Here is a 15,405-nt window from a genome sequence, read left to right on the forward strand (position 1 = left end):
AAATACGCGGCTATCAATTAGTGGCTATGCCACCAGGTCTCACAGAGAGGAACGCAAAGAGCGCTCCGGGGGAAACTTCCCAACAACAAGCGCGTTACCGCTTATTTACAATGTGGCCGCCCGCAGGCGGCCACTGGGGGCAATTAAGCTACAGCGTCTTCCGCTACTGCTTGTTTTTGCAGAGCCAGTTTGGGATCTACAAACTCGTAACCCAATACGTCGGCTACGGCTTGGTAGGTCACCATGCCAGCGTGAACATTCAGGCCTTCCAGCAGGTTGGAATCGTCCAACAGTGCCTGCTTGGCGCCTTTGTTTGCCAGGGCTACCGCGAAAGGCAGGGTGGCATTGTTCAGGGCCATAGTGGAGGTGCGAGCTACACCGCCGGGCATATTGGCAACACAGTAGTGAACCACACCATCAACTACGTAAGTAGGCTCTTGGTGAGTAGTCGCCTTGGAAGTCTCGAAACAACCGCCCTGGTCAATAGCAACGTCAGCTACAACTGCGCCTTTCTTCATGCGGCTGATAATGTCGCGGGTCAGCAGTTTGGGGGCTGCCGCGCCAGGAATCAGAACCGCACCAACAACCAGGTCAGCTTCCAGTGCGTGCTTTTCAATAGCATCGTTAGTGGAGTACTCAGTGCGAACCGCGCCACCGAAAATATCGTCCAGCTGACGCAGACGCGGTAGGGAACGGTCGAGGATAGTAACGTCAGCACCCATACCCAGGGCCATCTTCGCTGCGTTAGTACCAACAACACCGCCACCGATAATCAGGACTTTAGCGGGAGCTACACCGGGAACACCGCCGAGCAGTACGCCGAGACCACCCTGGGCTTTTTCCAGGTGGTGGGCACCGCACTGTACAGACATACGACCGGCAACTTCAGACATAGGCGCCAGCAGAGGCAGGCCACCGAAGCGATCGGTTACGGTTTCATAAGCGATGCAGGTAGCGCCGGACTTAACCAGCAGCTCAGTTTGTTTGGGGTCTGGAGCCAAGTGCAGATAGGTGTACAGAACCTGCCCAGGGCGCAGCATTTCGCACTCGTGGGGCTGGGGTTCTTTTACCTTGACGATCATATCGGCAGTGGCAAAAATCTCTTCCGGAGTATCGATAATCTTGGCGCCGGCTTGAACGTACATCTCGTCGGGGAAACCAATAGCGGCACCACCATCCTTCTGTACGATCACTTGGTGGCCGTGGCCAACCAGTTCGCGAACACTCGACGGCGTCAGGCCAATACGATACTCGTGGTTCTTAATCTCTTTAGGGACGCCAATCAACATTTTCCTTCTCCTCGCTCTGTGCGCTCGGTACTGCCTTAATCAAATAGGAGTACCTAATTTCTATGTTTTCCCCAGTATAAGAACAGATAAGAAGTGGATATTTAGTAGATTTTTGATAAAACTAGTGGAATCCACTATACAACCTGTCGCCAAGTCTACTTTTTGACCATGTCGACCAATTCGGAGTCAGCAGTTATGCGCAAACGTGCGGGAGAGCTAAGTACCATCGACCGGAACATATTGCGTGTTCTACAAAAGAATGGGAGAACCAGCTATGCCGAGCTGGCCCGGCAGGTAGGTCTGACCGCGACCCCCTGCGTCGAACGGGTCAAGCGCCTGGAAAGTGACAATGTTATTCAGGGCTACACCGCCCTGATCAACCCGGAGTACCTTGATGCTGCCCTGGTGGTTTTTGTGCAGATCAGACTGAATCGATCCGCACAGGACGCCTTTGAGGAATTTCGCAACGCCGTGGCCGCCCTGCCGGAAGTTCAGGAGTGTTACTTGGTATCGGGGAATTTTGATTACTTGATCAAGGCCCGGGTGGCGGATATGAGCGCCTACCGCAAGTTTTACGGCGAAACGCTTTTAACGCTGCCGGAGGTGCAGGAGTGCACCAGCTATGTGGTGATGGAAGAAGTCAAAGAGACACTGGAAGTACCGGTTCACTACAACCGATAGGGGGATAGATCGATGAGTGGCCACAGCCACTCATCTGCATAAACCGGCAATCAGTATTGAATGCCCAGTTTCCGGTAAATAAAACCAATCACCCAGGCTGGGCCGATCAACAGGAATTGTAAGTCCTTAAAGAAAGAGGGTTTCTTGCCTTCGATATGGTGGCCAATAAATTGGAACACCCACATGATCACGAATAGGGCCAGTGCCGTCTGCCAGATAGGCACCCCCAGCCGCTCCAATACCGACCAAGCCCACAAACACAGAACAGTTAATCCCGTCATTCCCAGGGCAATGGGAAACGACATCGCGAAATAAAACAGAAGAATCGGGATTGTCACCACGACAGCCCAGTTCAGCCAGGGAATTGTCGCCATAAATTCCGGCTGCGGAACTGCCCACAAAAGTCCGGCCACAGTTGCATAAATTACGGGAACAGCAATCCAATGAATGGATTTGTTGATCGGATTCTGATGACTCTCACCATACTCGGAAAACCACTGCTGGGCACTGCGCATGACAATCTCCTCATTCTTATATTGTTATTGTCAGAGCAATAATAATCCCCAACCCATGGATATCAATCAATGGCCGAAAATACCACGAGGCCTACAAAACGTGGCTTTTAGCGCCTAACGTAGGCATCCAACTGGGATAAATAGAGATCCGCCATCGATTTATCGAAACAACAGAATACAACCTGCTGCGGCGCTCCCTCCTTCTCCTGGAATTGCTGCACCTGCTCTACAGCCACCTCTACGGCCAGCTCTGGGGGATAATCGTAGATACCGCAACTGATCGCCGGAAAAGCGATTGAGCGCATGTTTTCGCGCCGGGCCAATGCCAGGCAGTGCCGATAACAGCTGGAGAGCAACTCGGGCTCACCCAAACTGCCGCCGCGCCAAACTGGCCCAACCGTGTGGTAGATACGTTTTACGGGAATGGAATAAGCGCCAGTGGCGCGCACTTCACCAACAGGACAGCCGCCCAGACTGCGGCAGGCCTCCAGTAGATTGGGCCCCGCTGCGCGGTGTATGGCCCCATCGACACCACCGCCTCCCAAGAGACGGCTGTTGGCAGCATTGACGATTACATCGACGTGCAATCGAGTGATATCACCGAGATGAACTTTGATCACTCAGCATCTCCAACCGCTATTTGAATAATTGCTGCGGATGGAAATCCATTTCACTTCACAACAGTCGCACCTTTGCCAGAGATGCGTCCCTAGCGCGGCTGGTCTGTCTCGGCCCGAGCGAGTCGCTCGGGCTCAAGTCCTGCCCTGCCCCCTCAACCAAGCAACTTGCGGTGCTGTGAGGCAACGGCTTCCGGGCACTTCGTCAGCGCGCTCACTAACACGATAGCAGCTGAAGAGAAAACAAAACCCGGCAACAGCTCATAAACATCAAAAATGCCACCAGAGAGTTGCTCCCACACCACAACGGTGAGGCCGCCAACGATAACACCGGCAATAGCGCCACTGCCCGTCATACGAGACCAGTAGAGACTGATCAACAACGCCGGGCCAAAGGCGGCACCCAGGCCAGCCCAGGCGTAACTCACCACATCCAGAACCTTGGAATCCGGGTCCATCGCAATCCACACAGCGACCAGTGATAAAGCAACCACCGCCCAGCGCCCCACTTTCACCATGGCTTCCGGAGTGGTCTCACGACCAAACCAAACGTGGTAAATATCCTCCGCCAACGCAGCCGAGGACACCAACAGCTGGGAATCTGCCGTACTCATAATGGCAGATAGAATCGCCGCCAAAAGAACACCGGCAACTAGCGGGTGGAACAGCACCTGCACCATTTCCATAAATACAGTTTCGCCATCAGGCAGGCTCTGCTGGATTTCCAGGTGGGCAAACAGGCCTACCGCCATTGCGCCCAAGAAGCCCGCCAGGGACCAAACCGCCGCTACTGTCGCCGCAACCGGAATATCGTTAGGGCTACGCACCGCCATAAATCGCGCCAAGATATGCGGCTGGCCGAAGTAGCCCAGTCCCCACGCAAGGGAACTGAGTATCGCCACCAGGCTTAAGGTTTGCCCGGTGTTATCGGTCATCCAGTGGGTCAGCTGTGGCATCTCCGTTTGCAGGCGAGTCCAGCTGGCAGAAAAACCACCCTGGTCAGAAATAACAACGAGAGGCACCGCAATCAGCGCCGCACTCATCAGCAGCCCCTGGAACACATCGGTCCAGGACACCGCCAAAAACCCGCCAAACAGCGTGTAAGAAATAACGGCAACCGCACCGATAATCACCGCCCAGCGATAATCCCAGCCAAATACCGTTTCAAACAATTTGCCGCCGGCAATCAGGCCCGAAGCCACATAGAAAAGGAAAAATAACAGAATGAATATCGCGCAGACGGTGCGCAGATAGGGGTGCCCCATCTTAAACCGACGGTCCAGATAGGCTGGCACCGTCAGGGAGTCGTCCAGCTCATAGGTGTAGATGCGCAGGCGCCGGCCCATTGTCACCCAGCTCAGAACGATGCCGGAGAAAAGGCCAATTGCGATCCAACCGGCGGAGAGCCCCGCTGCATAGGCCGCGCCAGGCAAACCCAGAAGCAGCCAGCCACTCATATCCGAGGCTCCGGCAGACAGGGCCGCCACAGCCGGCGGCAGGGAACGGCCACCGAGGAAATAGTCGCTGGCATTTTTCGTACGCATGTAGGCGTAAATACCGATAACAACAATCAACGCCAAATAGGCGACAAAAGTAAGGGCGATCAGCCACTCGGCGGCCATAAGGGATTCCTTCTGATCAAAGTGGGGTGGTACTTGGCGCGGGAATAGTCTGCGTTTTCCTGCTCAATTTTTCAGCGCATTGAGCTATGGAAAGAGCACCACCTAAAAATTGTTATGTTTATTGCGCGTAAATCTACCCATAAGGTGGCGCCGACTCAATCAGCAAACTACATATATGTTGGATACAACTACAGAAAAAAAGACAACACTATGGGCATTTGTCTGGACGAGCTCCGACTCCAGGTTATCCGTCCAACCCTCAAGCACTTGAGAGCCTGGAGCCAGGGCATGGAGAATCTCCTTCTGGGAACCGCTGCCCAGGAGTCGCAATTGGGCTTCCACCTCAAACAGGGACGGCGCCACGGGCTGGGTATTTACCAAATCCAGCCCCACACCCACCGGGAAATCTGGGATCAATACCTGATCGATCACCCAAGCCTCGCCTCAAAAGTGCGAGGGCTGGCGAGCCAGCGGGATTTTCTCGATCACCCCCACAGCGAACTGACCACCAACCTGCGCTATGCCACAGCCATCGCCTGGCTGATTTACAGGTCGGCCGAAGTCCACAAGATCCAGGACGAGGAAACCTCAGACGTGGCCAATATGGCGCGCCTCTGGCATCAGCACTTTCACCACGGGCCCAGTGCCAGTCCCCGGGACTTTGAATGCAGTTACGCGCAACTGGTCAGCGGTGCAGATCCTACAGATTCAGCGCCTCGATATACTGGGGCTCCACTTCCTGAGCATCCTCAGGCTCCCAAGAATTCACCTGGCGCTGGATTGAATGGTCAGGACGCTCGACAGCCGACGGCTTAGAGCGATCCAGTTCCAGACTCTCAAAATCATAGAGGTCCCTGTCCGCCAATTGTGACGGGGACACCCGGGTAATCGCGGCGAAAATATTCTCGCTGCGGCCTGGGAATTTCTTATCCCACTCCCGCACCATCTGCTTGATCGCCTGGCGCTGAAGATTCTCCTGGCTGCCGCACAGGTTGCACGGAATAATCGGAAACTGCTTGTACTCGGCGTACTGGGCGATGTCCTCTTCACGGCAATAGGCGAGCGGACGAATCACGATATTGCGGCCATCGTCGGCGCGCAGTTTGGGCGGCATCGCCTTGAGGCGACCACCGTAAAACATATTCAGGAACAGGGTCTCGACGATATCGTCTTTGTGATGGCCCAGTGCCACCTTGGTGGCGCCAATTTCTTCGGCAAAGCCATACAAGGTGCCACGACGCAGACGGGAACAGAGCCCGCAAGTGGTCTTGCCCTCAGGCACCACTTCCTTCACGACCGAGTAGGTATCCTTCTCAACAATATGGTGGGGAACACCCAGGGACTGCAGGTATTCCGGCAGGATATGCTCGGGGAAGCCCGGCTGTTTCTGGTCCATATTGACCGCCACCAGTTCAAAGTTAACCGGCGCTGTCCTCTGCAAATTCAGCAGCACGTCCAGCATGGCGTAGGAATCCTTACCGCCGGACAAACAGACCATAATCTTGTCGCCCTCTTCAATCATATTGAAGTCGGCGATGGCGCGGCCCACATGGCGGCGCAGGCGCTTTTGCAGCTTATTAAACTCGAGCCGCTCGCGGCGGTTTTCCAATTCGGGCATGGTGTCTCTCTAACTCATTCGCGACCAGTGACCGGGCCCAGAGTACCGGCACAAAACCTTAAACTTTGGGACCAGAGCCAGGCTTTCCTGTTCCTGGGGGCGCGATTGTACGCATTTCGATCACGGAGTACACGACTCACCAGCCGCCTTCTCCCCCAGCAGGGACTTCACGCAGGGCCAGACATGATCCAGCAGGGCCGGCTGCGCCTTGGCGGTGGGGTGGATACCGTCGGATTGCATAGCGCCCTGCTCCAGGGCCACGGTTTCCAACAGGAAGGGCACCAGGGCGACCTCTTCGGCCTTGGCTACTTTGGGGAATACAGCGGCAAAAGCCTCGGTATAAGCGCGGCCGTAGTTCGGTGGGATACGCATCCCCAGCAGCAGGACTTCGGCCCCGGAATCTTTAGCCAGCTTGACCATCTGCTGCAAATTGCGCTGCAAACTCTGGGGTGGGTAGCCGCGCAAACCGTCGTTGCCGCCCAACTCGACAATCAGCCACTGGGGTTTGTGCTCTTCCATCAAGCGCGGTAGCCGGGTCAGGCCGCCTGCAGAGGTCTCCCCGCTGATACTGGCATTGATCACCTTCACCGGACGCCCCTTCTCCTGCAAGCGCTCTTGCAACAGGTTGACCCAGCCCAACTCCTCATCGATACCGTAGGCCGCACTTATGCTATCCCCTAATACGAGCAGAGTGCCGGGCTTGTTGGCACTCAGTGCCAGATTGGGGACCGACAGCATCAGCACCAAGCCGAACCGAGTCAGTAACTGCCGAAAAAAGGCTGTTGTCATGTCATACTCTCCAAAAATCTCGCGTATCCGCAAAGGGAATACAGTATGTCCGCCATTCTCACGGCAGAAAACCTCTATCACAGGGTCTCCACCAGCGAAGGGCCACTGACCCTATTAAACAATATCTCCCTGAAAGTCGCCCGTGGCGAGAGCCTCGCAGTGACAGGGGCCTCAGGTTCCGGCAAGTCCACCCTGCTCGGCCTGCTGGCGGGATTGGACAAACCCACCGAGGGCAAGATCTGGCTGGCAGGCGACGAGATCACCGCCATGGACGAAGAGCAGCGCGCAGCAGTCCGCGCCCGCTGCGTGGGCTTTGTATTCCAGACTTTCCAACTGCTACCCGGCCTTACCGCCCTGGAAAATGTGATGCTACCGAGCGAATTGCGCGGTGAACGGGGCGCCGCCAAGCGGGCGGAAGAATTCCTCGCCCGGGTGGGCCTGGAACAGCGACTGCGCCATTACCCGCGCCAGCTATCCGGCGGTGAGCAACAACGGGTGGCCATTGCCCGGGCCTTTGCCAGCTTTAGCAGCAAAGATGCCATCCTCTTTGCCGACGAACCCACCGGCAGCCTCGACGCCGGCAACGGTGCCAAAATTATCGACCTGCTGTTTAAACTCAACGAAGAGTCTGACACCACCCTGGTGCTGGTGACTCACGAACAGCGACTGGCAGAGCGCTGTGCCTCCCACCTGCATATGTCGGCAGGCGCCGTAGATACCTACGCTCCCCTTATCGACGGAGACAACCTGTCGGAGGTGTCCGCCTGATGCTGCCACTCAGACTGCTGTTCAGGGACTGGCGCGGTGGCGAGTTGGCGCTAATTGCCTCGGCCCTGGTTTTGGCTGTTACCTGTGTCACTGCGATCGCCCATTTCACCGACCGCCTTACCCGCGCCATGGAGCAGCAATCCCTCACTTTCCTGGCCGCAGAGCGGGTGCTGCGCAGCAGTAAGCCTGTGGATAGCGCATGGCTGGAGGAAGCCGACAAAAAGGGATTGGAACAGGCCGAAATAGTCCAGTTTTCATCCATGATCTCCGCCAACGACCAGTTCCAGTTTGTCTCGGTCAAAGCCGTCGATAAAGGCTATCCATTGGTGGGGCAACTGGAAATCAGCAAGTCCCAGAGCGGCCCTAGTGAAGTGGCACCACAAGGACCTCCCCCGGGAGAAGCCTGGGTGGAGTCCCGTCTTTTACCTTTGATGGGAATCCAGCTCGGCGATTCTATCGCCCTCGGCGACACCCAATTGAAAGTGACAGCCATACTGGAGCGGGAACCCGACCGGGGCACCAGCCTGTTTGATATGGGCGCGCGACTGCTAGCCAATACCGCCGACCTGCCCGCCGCAGGTGTGATCCAGCCCGGCAGCCGAGTGCGCTACCGCTACCTGTTTGCCGGTGATGACCAAGTCCTGAAGGATTACTTTGACTGGCTCAAACCTCAACTGACTGAACACCAGCGGATACTGGACCTGCGCGAAGGCCAGCCCCGTGTTGCCTCTGCTCTGGATAGAGCCGAGTCATTCCTGTTTCTCGCCGCCAGCCTTGCCGTTCTCCTCGCCAGTGTCGCCGTCGGCCTGGCAGCCAGACGCTACGGACTGCGCCACGGCGCCTACGTAGCCGTAATGAAAAGCCTCGGCGCCGGGCGCAACAAAATTCTCGGTATCTACCTGGGACAGCTGGCCGCCCTCACCCTGATTGCCACCGCGATCGGGCTGGCACTGGGCACCTTTATCCAGAGCCAGGCGGTCAACCTGATGGAAGGGTTCTTCCCGGTTCAACCCCCGGCCACCAGCTGGAGCCCACTGCTGATTGGACTCGCTACCGGCCTCGCCTGCGCCCTGGGCTTTGCCCTGCCGCCACTTTTCCGCTTGGCCCGCACAGACCCAATGCAAACCCTGCGGCACGACTGGAGCAACCCGGATAGACGCGAATGGCTCGGGCTGATTCTCGGCCCCAGCGCCATGCTGCTTCTAATCTGGTGGCTGTCCGGCAGCCTGCTCATGACGCTCGCCTTGTTTGTCGGCATGCTCCTGTTGGTAGCCGGCAGCGCCCTGGTCAACCGCCTCTTGGTGCGCGGCAAGTTGGCCTCCCTCGGGGGAGCCTGGCGTATTGCCCTGGGCAGCCTGCAACGCCGAGCCGCGTTCAACACTTTATTGATTGCCGCTTTTGGCACCGGATTATTGGCCATGCTGGCCATGGTCTTTGCCCGCACCGCCCTGGTGGATGAGTGGCGGATGCAATTGCCGGAAAAAGCCCCCAATCACTTCCTCCTGAATATCGCCCCCCACGATGTTCCAACCATGGAAAATATGCTGGCAGAGGGCGAGGTAAGCAGCACCGAGTTTTACCCCATGGTGCGCGGCCGTTTGGTAGCGATTAACGGCGTCTCGATTAAAGAGAAAAAAGATCGTCCCGGCGGCGTTCGCCGGGAATTAAACCTGAGCTACACCGACACCCTGGCGCCGGACAACCGTATCTTGGAAGGCGAGTGGTGGGACAAGGCCAGCGAAGGTGTTTCCGTAGAAGTGGAGCTGGCAGCCCAGCTGGAACTGTCACTGGGAGATCAATTGCGTTTCTCTATCGGAGGCCTCGAAGTAGAAGCCCCGGTAGCCAGCTTCCGCTCGCTGGACTGGAACAGCATGCGCCCCAACTTCTATATGATATTTGCACCGGGCACTATCGATGATTTCCCGGCTACCTATATCACCAGTTTTTACCTCCCACCGGAGGACAAGCTACTGGTCAACGATCTGGTTCGCGCCTTCCCCAGCGTCAGCGTGATAGAGCTGGATAAGATCATCCAGCGTATCCGCGACACCATTAACCAGGTGTCCTTTGCCATCGAATCGGTAATGGCCCTGATGCTGGTTGCCGGGGTCCTGGTATTAATTGCCGGGGTGCGCGCCAGTATCGCCGAGCGATTGCAGGAAGCGGCAATTATCCGCACACTGGGAGGCCGCAGGCGCTTGTTGCTGAGAAGCCTGATACTGGAATTTGGCCTGCTGGGTTTTGCCGCCGGTTTGCTCGCGGCTATCGGTGCCGAAGCCACCTTGGCTGTGCTGTCTTATTGGGTCTTTGAACTGCCGGTGATATTGCACCCAGTCCTTTGGCTAACCGGACCACTCACCGGTGCAGTACTGGTTGGCACCGCCGGTACCCTGGCCTGTTACAGCTCGATCAGCCAGCCCCCGCTCAGAGTACTGCGCGAACTGGCCTAACGAATGATTGTCGGCTCTTGAAAATAAAGATGTAGTTTTTATGGACCTGGATTTCGATCGCAAACATATTTGGCACCCCTACTCCTCCCTGATCGACCCGCCGCCGGTATACCCGGTGACGCGGGCCGAAGGGGTACGTATTTACCTGGAAGACGGGCGCGGCCTGATCGACGGTATGTCCTCCTGGTGGAGCGCCCTGCACGGCTACAATGTGCCCGAGCTAAACCAGGCCATGCGCGATCAGATGGACAAAATGTCCCATGTGATGTTCGGGGGTTTAACTCACGAGCCCGCGATCGAGCTGTGCAAGAAATTAGTGGAAATCACTCCACCTGGTCTCAACCGGGTATTTCTTGCTGACTCCGGTTCAGTGTCTGTGGAAGTGGCTATCAAGATGGCCGTGCAATACTGGCACTCCCATGGCAAGCCCGAAAAGAACCGCCTGCTGGCCCTGCGCAACGGTTACCACGGTGATACTTTCGGGGCCATGGCCACCTGTGATCCAGTCACCGGAATGCATCATTTGTTTGCTGAACATCTGAACCAGCACCAGTTTGCACCCGCTCCGCAAACACCCTTTGGCAGTACCTGTAGTGACAATGATATCGCTGAACTGTGTCAGCAAGTGGAAGAGAACCGCGATCAGCTGGCCGCGATTATTTTAGAGCCCATCGTCCAGGGCGCTGGCGGCATGCGTTTTTATTCTGCCGATTATTTGCGCCGGGTGCGCGAACTCTGCGACGAGAATAACGTACTGCTTATCGCCGATGAAATCGCCACCGGCTTTGGCCGCAGCGGTAAAATGTTTGCCTGTGAGTACGCCGATATCACCCCCGACATTCTCACCCTGGGCAAAGCCCTCACCGGCGGCACTATGACCCTCGCCGCCGCCCTCTGTACCGATAAAGTAGCCGAAGGTATTTGCCAGGGAGAAGCCGGTGTATTTATGCACGGCCCCACTTTTATGGGTAACCCCCTGGCTTGTTCCGTCGCTAACGCCAGCATCCAATTGTTACTCAACAGCCCTTGGCAGGAGCGAGTAACTGCGATCGAACAGCAGCTGACCGAACAGCTAGCCCCATTAAAATCTGCACCGGGTGTCGCTGATGTTCGAGCCCTTGGAGCGATTGGCGTGGTGGAAATGCGCGAGCCGGTAAATACGGCCAAAGTGCAGGAAGCCCTAATCGAACGCGGAGTTTGGCTGCGCCCCTTCGGCAAACTGGTCTACGCCATGCCGCCCTATGTGATTACTAAAGAAGACCTCAGGAAATTAACCTCAGCGATGGTTGATGTACTGGGAGAGATTTCCTAGCTTCCGTACCAAGTAATTTGTGAAGCCGGTCTCAATAATACCGGGTTAACCGGCTCCTCCTATAAGTAACCTTCTCTTTGCTACCGCGAAGAGAGGGTTAATAGATCAAATTCCATAACTCGGGGGCGCCACTTCCGGGCTAAAAACCTCCGCTGCCCCCTTCCCTGCGCATTCTTTCCAGATTCAATTTTCTTATTCCTTACAAATTTCGATCAGCTTGATCGCAATTTTTGCCACAAATGTTTTGAGCACCTAAAAATTCCTGTATCATGAATGTTAATGATAGTTATCCTCATTTACGATAGCGATCAAAGTGGCCAGAATGATCACTGAAAAATGTTAGGCATTCACTTCGCCCGATCAATGCCTTATCAACCCTTAGCGTTTGGGCGTTAGAGAGGAAAAATGAGAACTTTAATTGCGTTACTTTTTGCTGTTACTTTTGCTACCACTGCTCAAGCTAGCCCCGCATCAGACGAAAAGCCCATCCAGCATCTCAAAGTAGCGGACGTTACTTCTATGAAGGATGCCAAGAAGATTTTCATTGAGAAAACAGCAGAAATTAAAAGCAAGCAAAAGCTGAATCCTGCTGAACTTCACCAGATTCATGTCATCACCTACACCCTCGAAAAAAGTGTTGAGTACTTCGCTGAGAACCTGAAAGGTGAAAGACAGAAGCTGGCAAAAGACATCGCCGTTGTTGTGGAGAACATCCACATTAACTCCGAAAACAACCGCCCAGAAAAAACCCGCAAGGATCTGAATCACTACTTTAAATTAGCAGAAAAGTTTGAAGCTGGATTTAAGCATAAACATCACTAATACAGATCACTTCCGAGCTTAACCTGTCTCTATCCGCAGCGAAAGGCTCAACTGAAAGCGCTAACTAACAGTAGTTAGCGCTTTCATAGCAACACCACCCCGATACAATCTCCATCAACTTCTCAACGATTCCCACTGACCAGATTTCCTTCCTGTCTGATCCGCACATAAATCTCCTCGCGGTGTACTGGCAGGGATTTTGGAGCAATTATTCCTATCTTTACCTGATTGCCCTTAACTTCTAATACTGTGATTGAGACATTCGCTCCAATCCATAAGTTTTCGCCTGTACGGCGCTTTAAAATCAACATATTGGTTTCCTACTGATACTCAAACCATGGATAGACCTTCCACAAAAGGAAAGCTTGAATAGAAATGTTTTGAGTAAATGCGAGGTGGTGCGCGAGAACGGTAGGCATAGAAAAAGAAAAGGCAGACGCAACGCCCCCAGGGCTTGAAGAATCTCTCCAAGCCGCTGATTGTGCTCCACTTTATTGAAGACGAGCGGGTTTCTAGCGTACTATGCATATAGCCATCTTGATAGGTGATTTATCAATTTGGTTAGCTGGCCCCAGGTGTTCCAGCACCTTGGGTCAGCGCCTTTTACTTATTCTTACTTCACGCTACCGTTCTCCTTTGAGGGGTTGGTTTTTAGAAGATTCTTGGGTTCTTGATTCTCTCGGCTCTTCGAACCGAGCTGCTTTGATTATTGCCTTTAGATCGCTTCTTAATCGCGGCCAAACTACCAATAAATATCTATCGATTTTACGTGGCTTTGACATTAAAACAATCCTAATAAAATCTAATAAGATTATTTTTGTGCCTATATTTTTTGTTGCTCACGCATTAAAAATTTCGATTGCATATAAAAATGGCCGATTAGCTTAATATACCCACCGCTCCCACGCTGGAGTTCAGACAACAATAAATCATCAATGCTTTGATTTAATACGTACTCCACATATCTACAGAAAAGATCTCTCCATAGACCAAAGTAACTTGCAGACTTTTAGGATATTACTGCGAGATTTAGGAGCCTCTGAATAACCCAGTGATGCCTCGACTTACAGAGTGGTTTAAATAAGAGCGCAGCTTCACAGGAATGACTAGACCTTAGAGGAAGTCTCAACACGGTGCATGAATCGTTATGGAAGCCCTCAGGCCAATCCTTGAAGGCCACATCTGCTGCATTGCAACGCTTGCAAAGGGCTACGTCCATTCGCGGCGAACTGCGCCTAACATCTTTAGCCTTCAAGATCCGCAGAGATATTACAGAGTGATTCAGAGGCACCCTGGATACCTTAATCACTCCCCAACTAATACCAGCCTGTAAAAGTTGGCAAGTGCTAGCTTAGGGATTTACGATCACATTGACCGTGATATTGGAGAACAAGAAGATAAACCCAAAAACAATCATGAAATCAATGGGTTACGGGATAGCGTAAAAAATTGGGATAGTAGTCAAAGTGATCGTTTTTCCAGTTTGTACGGACGTATCAGAATGCTTTAAGTCTATGGTTTTAAATAAAAATTTAGGCCTTGGCGCAGAAATTGATTCTGAAATAACAATCAGGATAATAGTGGTCAGAATGACTGCTAAATAGCTGTTAGCTGCTTCATCGAACGATTTCAAAATTTAGGAGTTTATATGGATAGTAAGATCAAAATAAAGATGGGACCCATCGAAATTGAGTATGAGGGGAGTGAAGCATTTTTGAAAGAAGAGCTGCCAGCCTTGCTTTCGGCGGTTTCAGATCTTTATAAGGAAAGCGGGGTAACTGAAACGACCGTTAACGCTGATCCAGCTCCGGCCCCCTCTCCAGCAAGTTCAGGGGGTACTGTAACTGAAAAAACAACAAGCTCTTTGCAAGCCACTACAGGCACTGTTGCAGCACGATTAGGGGTAAAATCTGGGCCAGAGCTTGTTTTGGCTGCAGCTGCAAGACTGACTTTATCGCTTGGAGTAGAGTCCTTTAGTCGAGCGCAATTGCAAGAAGAAATGAAATCTGCTTCTCCATATTACAAGCAGACCTATGCTAAAAACCTCACAGGCACATTAACTAGGTTGCTTAAAGATGGAAAGTTATTTGAGACAGCAAAGAATACTTATTCATTAAGTGCTTCTCAAAGATCAAGCATGGAGGCGAGGCTTGCTCAGTAATGAATCCGTAAAACAACATATATCTAACCCAGATATAAATCAAAAAGACAAAGTTCTTTTGTGCCTTGCCGTTGATGTTTCAACGCCAAAGCCCGTCAAGAATTTAACTCAAATTGGCATTCTTTGCGGATATCCAGCAATAAAGAAACTCAATGTTTCATCTATATTGTCTCGCCAAAAAGGGCTAGTTATTCGTAGCCCAGATGGATGGGAACTTACTGCCAAGGGAAAAGTACATGTAAAAAGCTTGATCGGTGGCCCTGTAGCCGTTTTATCAAGCTCACTTAGAGGCAGTTTAGCTAGCATAACGAATTGTGAAACTAAGGCTTTTGTCGAAGAGGCTGTACAGTGTTTTGAAACACACTTATACCGAGCTGCTGTAGTCTTATCTTGGGTTGGTGCGGTTTCTGTTTTATACAACCATGTGCTAACCAACCACAAGCAAGACTTTAATTCTGCAGCCGCCAAGAAAAATCCAAAGTGGAAAGCTGCCAATACAACAGATGACCTTACAAGAATGAAAGAGGCAGATTTCCTTGAGGTTTGTGAGTCAGCATCTGTTATAGGGAAAAGTGTAAAGCAAGAGCTTCAAACGGCACTCACGTTTCGAAACGGATGCGGCCATCCAAATAGCCTCAAGCTAGGTGAGCACCGCGTGTCTGCACATATCGAAAGTCTTATTCTAAATGTGTATTCTCAATTCTAGGCAGCTAACAAGTGGCTGTTGTCGGACGTGCCTACGCTCCGCTTCGGCACGCCGC

Annotated in this window: 16 protein-coding genes; 9 read left to right on the forward strand and 7 right to left on the reverse strand. The window is 53.2% G+C overall.

The features are described 5' to 3' along the window. Positions 1 to 143: 143 nt before the first annotated feature. Entirely contained in the window at positions 144 to 1,289 is a 1,146-nt protein-coding gene (gene ald / locus ACJJIR_RS15920) for an alanine dehydrogenase (protein ID WP_413664782.1), read from the reverse strand. 195 nt (positions 1,290 to 1,484) lie between these two features. Here ald and ACJJIR_RS15925 point away from each other — a divergent pair, with 195 nt between their 5' ends. Continuing rightward, complete coding sequence (locus tag ACJJIR_RS15925; RefSeq protein ID WP_282931670.1) at positions 1,485 to 1,970, forward strand: Lrp/AsnC ligand binding domain-containing protein; 486 nt, start codon at positions 1,485 to 1,487, stop codon at positions 1,968 to 1,970. Positions 1,971 to 2,020: 50 nt separating this feature from the next. Here the strand turns inward: ACJJIR_RS15925 and ACJJIR_RS15930 are convergent, their stop codons facing one another. The 3 genes from ACJJIR_RS15930 to putP form a co-directional block, all read right to left on the reverse strand. After that, the gene (locus tag ACJJIR_RS15930; protein ID WP_108732210.1) at positions 2,021 to 2,485 is read right to left on the reverse strand and encodes an Mpo1 family 2-hydroxy fatty acid dioxygenase; all 465 of its coding nucleotides are present in this window, start codon (positions 2,483 to 2,485) and stop codon (positions 2,021 to 2,023) included. A 107-nt stretch (positions 2,486 to 2,592) separates the two neighbouring features. Continuing rightward, positions 2,593 to 3,105 carry an O-acetyl-ADP-ribose deacetylase gene (locus ACJJIR_RS15935; protein WP_444906091.1) on the reverse strand — a complete coding sequence of 171 codons (513 nt, stop codon included), beginning with the start codon at positions 3,103 to 3,105 and terminating at the stop codon, positions 2,593 to 2,595. A 152-nt stretch (positions 3,106 to 3,257) separates the two neighbouring features. After that, positions 3,258 to 4,724 carry a sodium/proline symporter PutP gene (putP, locus tag ACJJIR_RS15940; protein WP_282931667.1) on the reverse strand — a complete coding sequence of 489 codons (1,467 nt, stop codon included), beginning with the start codon at positions 4,722 to 4,724 and terminating at the stop codon, positions 3,258 to 3,260. 210 nt (positions 4,725 to 4,934) lie between these two features. Between putP and ACJJIR_RS15945 the strand changes: the two genes are divergently transcribed. Next, positions 4,935 to 5,540 carry a hypothetical protein gene (locus tag ACJJIR_RS15945; RefSeq protein WP_444894819.1) on the forward strand — a complete coding sequence of 202 codons (606 nt, stop codon included), beginning with the start codon at positions 4,935 to 4,937 and terminating at the stop codon, positions 5,538 to 5,540. Here the strand turns inward: ACJJIR_RS15945 and ttcA are convergent. Then, positions 5,425 to 6,342, reverse strand: coding sequence for a tRNA 2-thiocytidine(32) synthetase TtcA (gene ttcA / locus ACJJIR_RS15950; protein WP_444894820.1), 918 nt, complete (start codon positions 6,340 to 6,342; stop codon positions 5,425 to 5,427). The genes ACJJIR_RS15945 and ttcA overlap by 116 nt on opposite strands. Before the next feature lie 120 nt (positions 6,343 to 6,462). Beyond that, positions 6,463 to 7,131 carry an arylesterase gene (locus ACJJIR_RS15955; RefSeq protein WP_444906092.1) on the reverse strand — a complete coding sequence of 223 codons (669 nt, stop codon included), beginning with the start codon at positions 7,129 to 7,131 and terminating at the stop codon, positions 6,463 to 6,465. A gap of 45 nt (positions 7,132 to 7,176) precedes the next feature. On the opposite strand from ACJJIR_RS15955, the gene ACJJIR_RS15960 reads away from it, so the two are divergent. From ACJJIR_RS15960 to ACJJIR_RS15975, 4 genes are all read left to right on the forward strand, one after another. After that, a complete protein-coding gene (locus ACJJIR_RS15960; protein WP_444894675.1) occupies positions 7,177 to 7,899 on the forward strand; it encodes an ABC transporter ATP-binding protein in 723 nt (240 codons plus the stop codon). Then, positions 7,899 to 10,349, forward strand: coding sequence for an ABC transporter permease (locus ACJJIR_RS15965; protein WP_444906093.1), 2,451 nt, complete (start codon positions 7,899 to 7,901; stop codon positions 10,347 to 10,349). Before ACJJIR_RS15960 ends, ACJJIR_RS15965 begins: the two co-directional genes overlap by 1 nt. 40 nt (positions 10,350 to 10,389) lie before the next feature. After that, the gene (gene bioA / locus ACJJIR_RS15970; RefSeq protein WP_444906094.1) at positions 10,390 to 11,661 is read left to right on the forward strand and encodes an adenosylmethionine--8-amino-7-oxononanoate transaminase; all 1,272 of its coding nucleotides are present in this window, start codon (positions 10,390 to 10,392) and stop codon (positions 11,659 to 11,661) included. 405 nt (positions 11,662 to 12,066) lie between these two features. Then, the gene (locus ACJJIR_RS15975; protein ID WP_413664776.1) at positions 12,067 to 12,483 is read left to right on the forward strand and encodes a DUF6746 family protein; all 417 of its coding nucleotides are present in this window, start codon (positions 12,067 to 12,069) and stop codon (positions 12,481 to 12,483) included. Between the two features lie 122 nt (positions 12,484 to 12,605). Here the strand turns inward: ACJJIR_RS15975 and csrA are convergent, their stop codons facing one another. Continuing rightward, the gene (gene csrA, locus ACJJIR_RS15980; RefSeq protein ID WP_444894824.1) at positions 12,606 to 12,794 is read right to left on the reverse strand and encodes a carbon storage regulator CsrA; all 189 of its coding nucleotides are present in this window, start codon (positions 12,792 to 12,794) and stop codon (positions 12,606 to 12,608) included. A gap of 211 nt (positions 12,795 to 13,005) precedes the next feature. Here csrA and ACJJIR_RS15985 point away from each other — a divergent pair, with 211 nt between their 5' ends. From ACJJIR_RS15985 to ACJJIR_RS15995, 3 genes are all read left to right on the forward strand, one after another. Next, a complete protein-coding gene (locus ACJJIR_RS15985) occupies positions 13,006 to 13,371 on the forward strand; it encodes a hypothetical protein (protein WP_444906095.1) in 366 nt (121 codons plus the stop codon). Between the two features lie 760 nt (positions 13,372 to 14,131). Next, positions 14,132 to 14,644, forward strand: a complete 513-nt coding sequence (locus ACJJIR_RS15990; protein WP_444906096.1) for a hypothetical protein — start codon at positions 14,132 to 14,134, stop codon at positions 14,642 to 14,644. After that, entirely contained in the window at positions 14,634 to 15,350 is a 717-nt protein-coding gene (locus tag ACJJIR_RS15995; RefSeq protein WP_444906097.1) for a hypothetical protein, read from the forward strand. Before ACJJIR_RS15990 ends, ACJJIR_RS15995 begins: the two co-directional genes overlap by 11 nt. The last annotated feature ends 55 nt before the right edge of the window (positions 15,351 to 15,405 follow it).

The organism is Microbulbifer maximicatervae (SeqCode) (assembly GCF_052467385.1).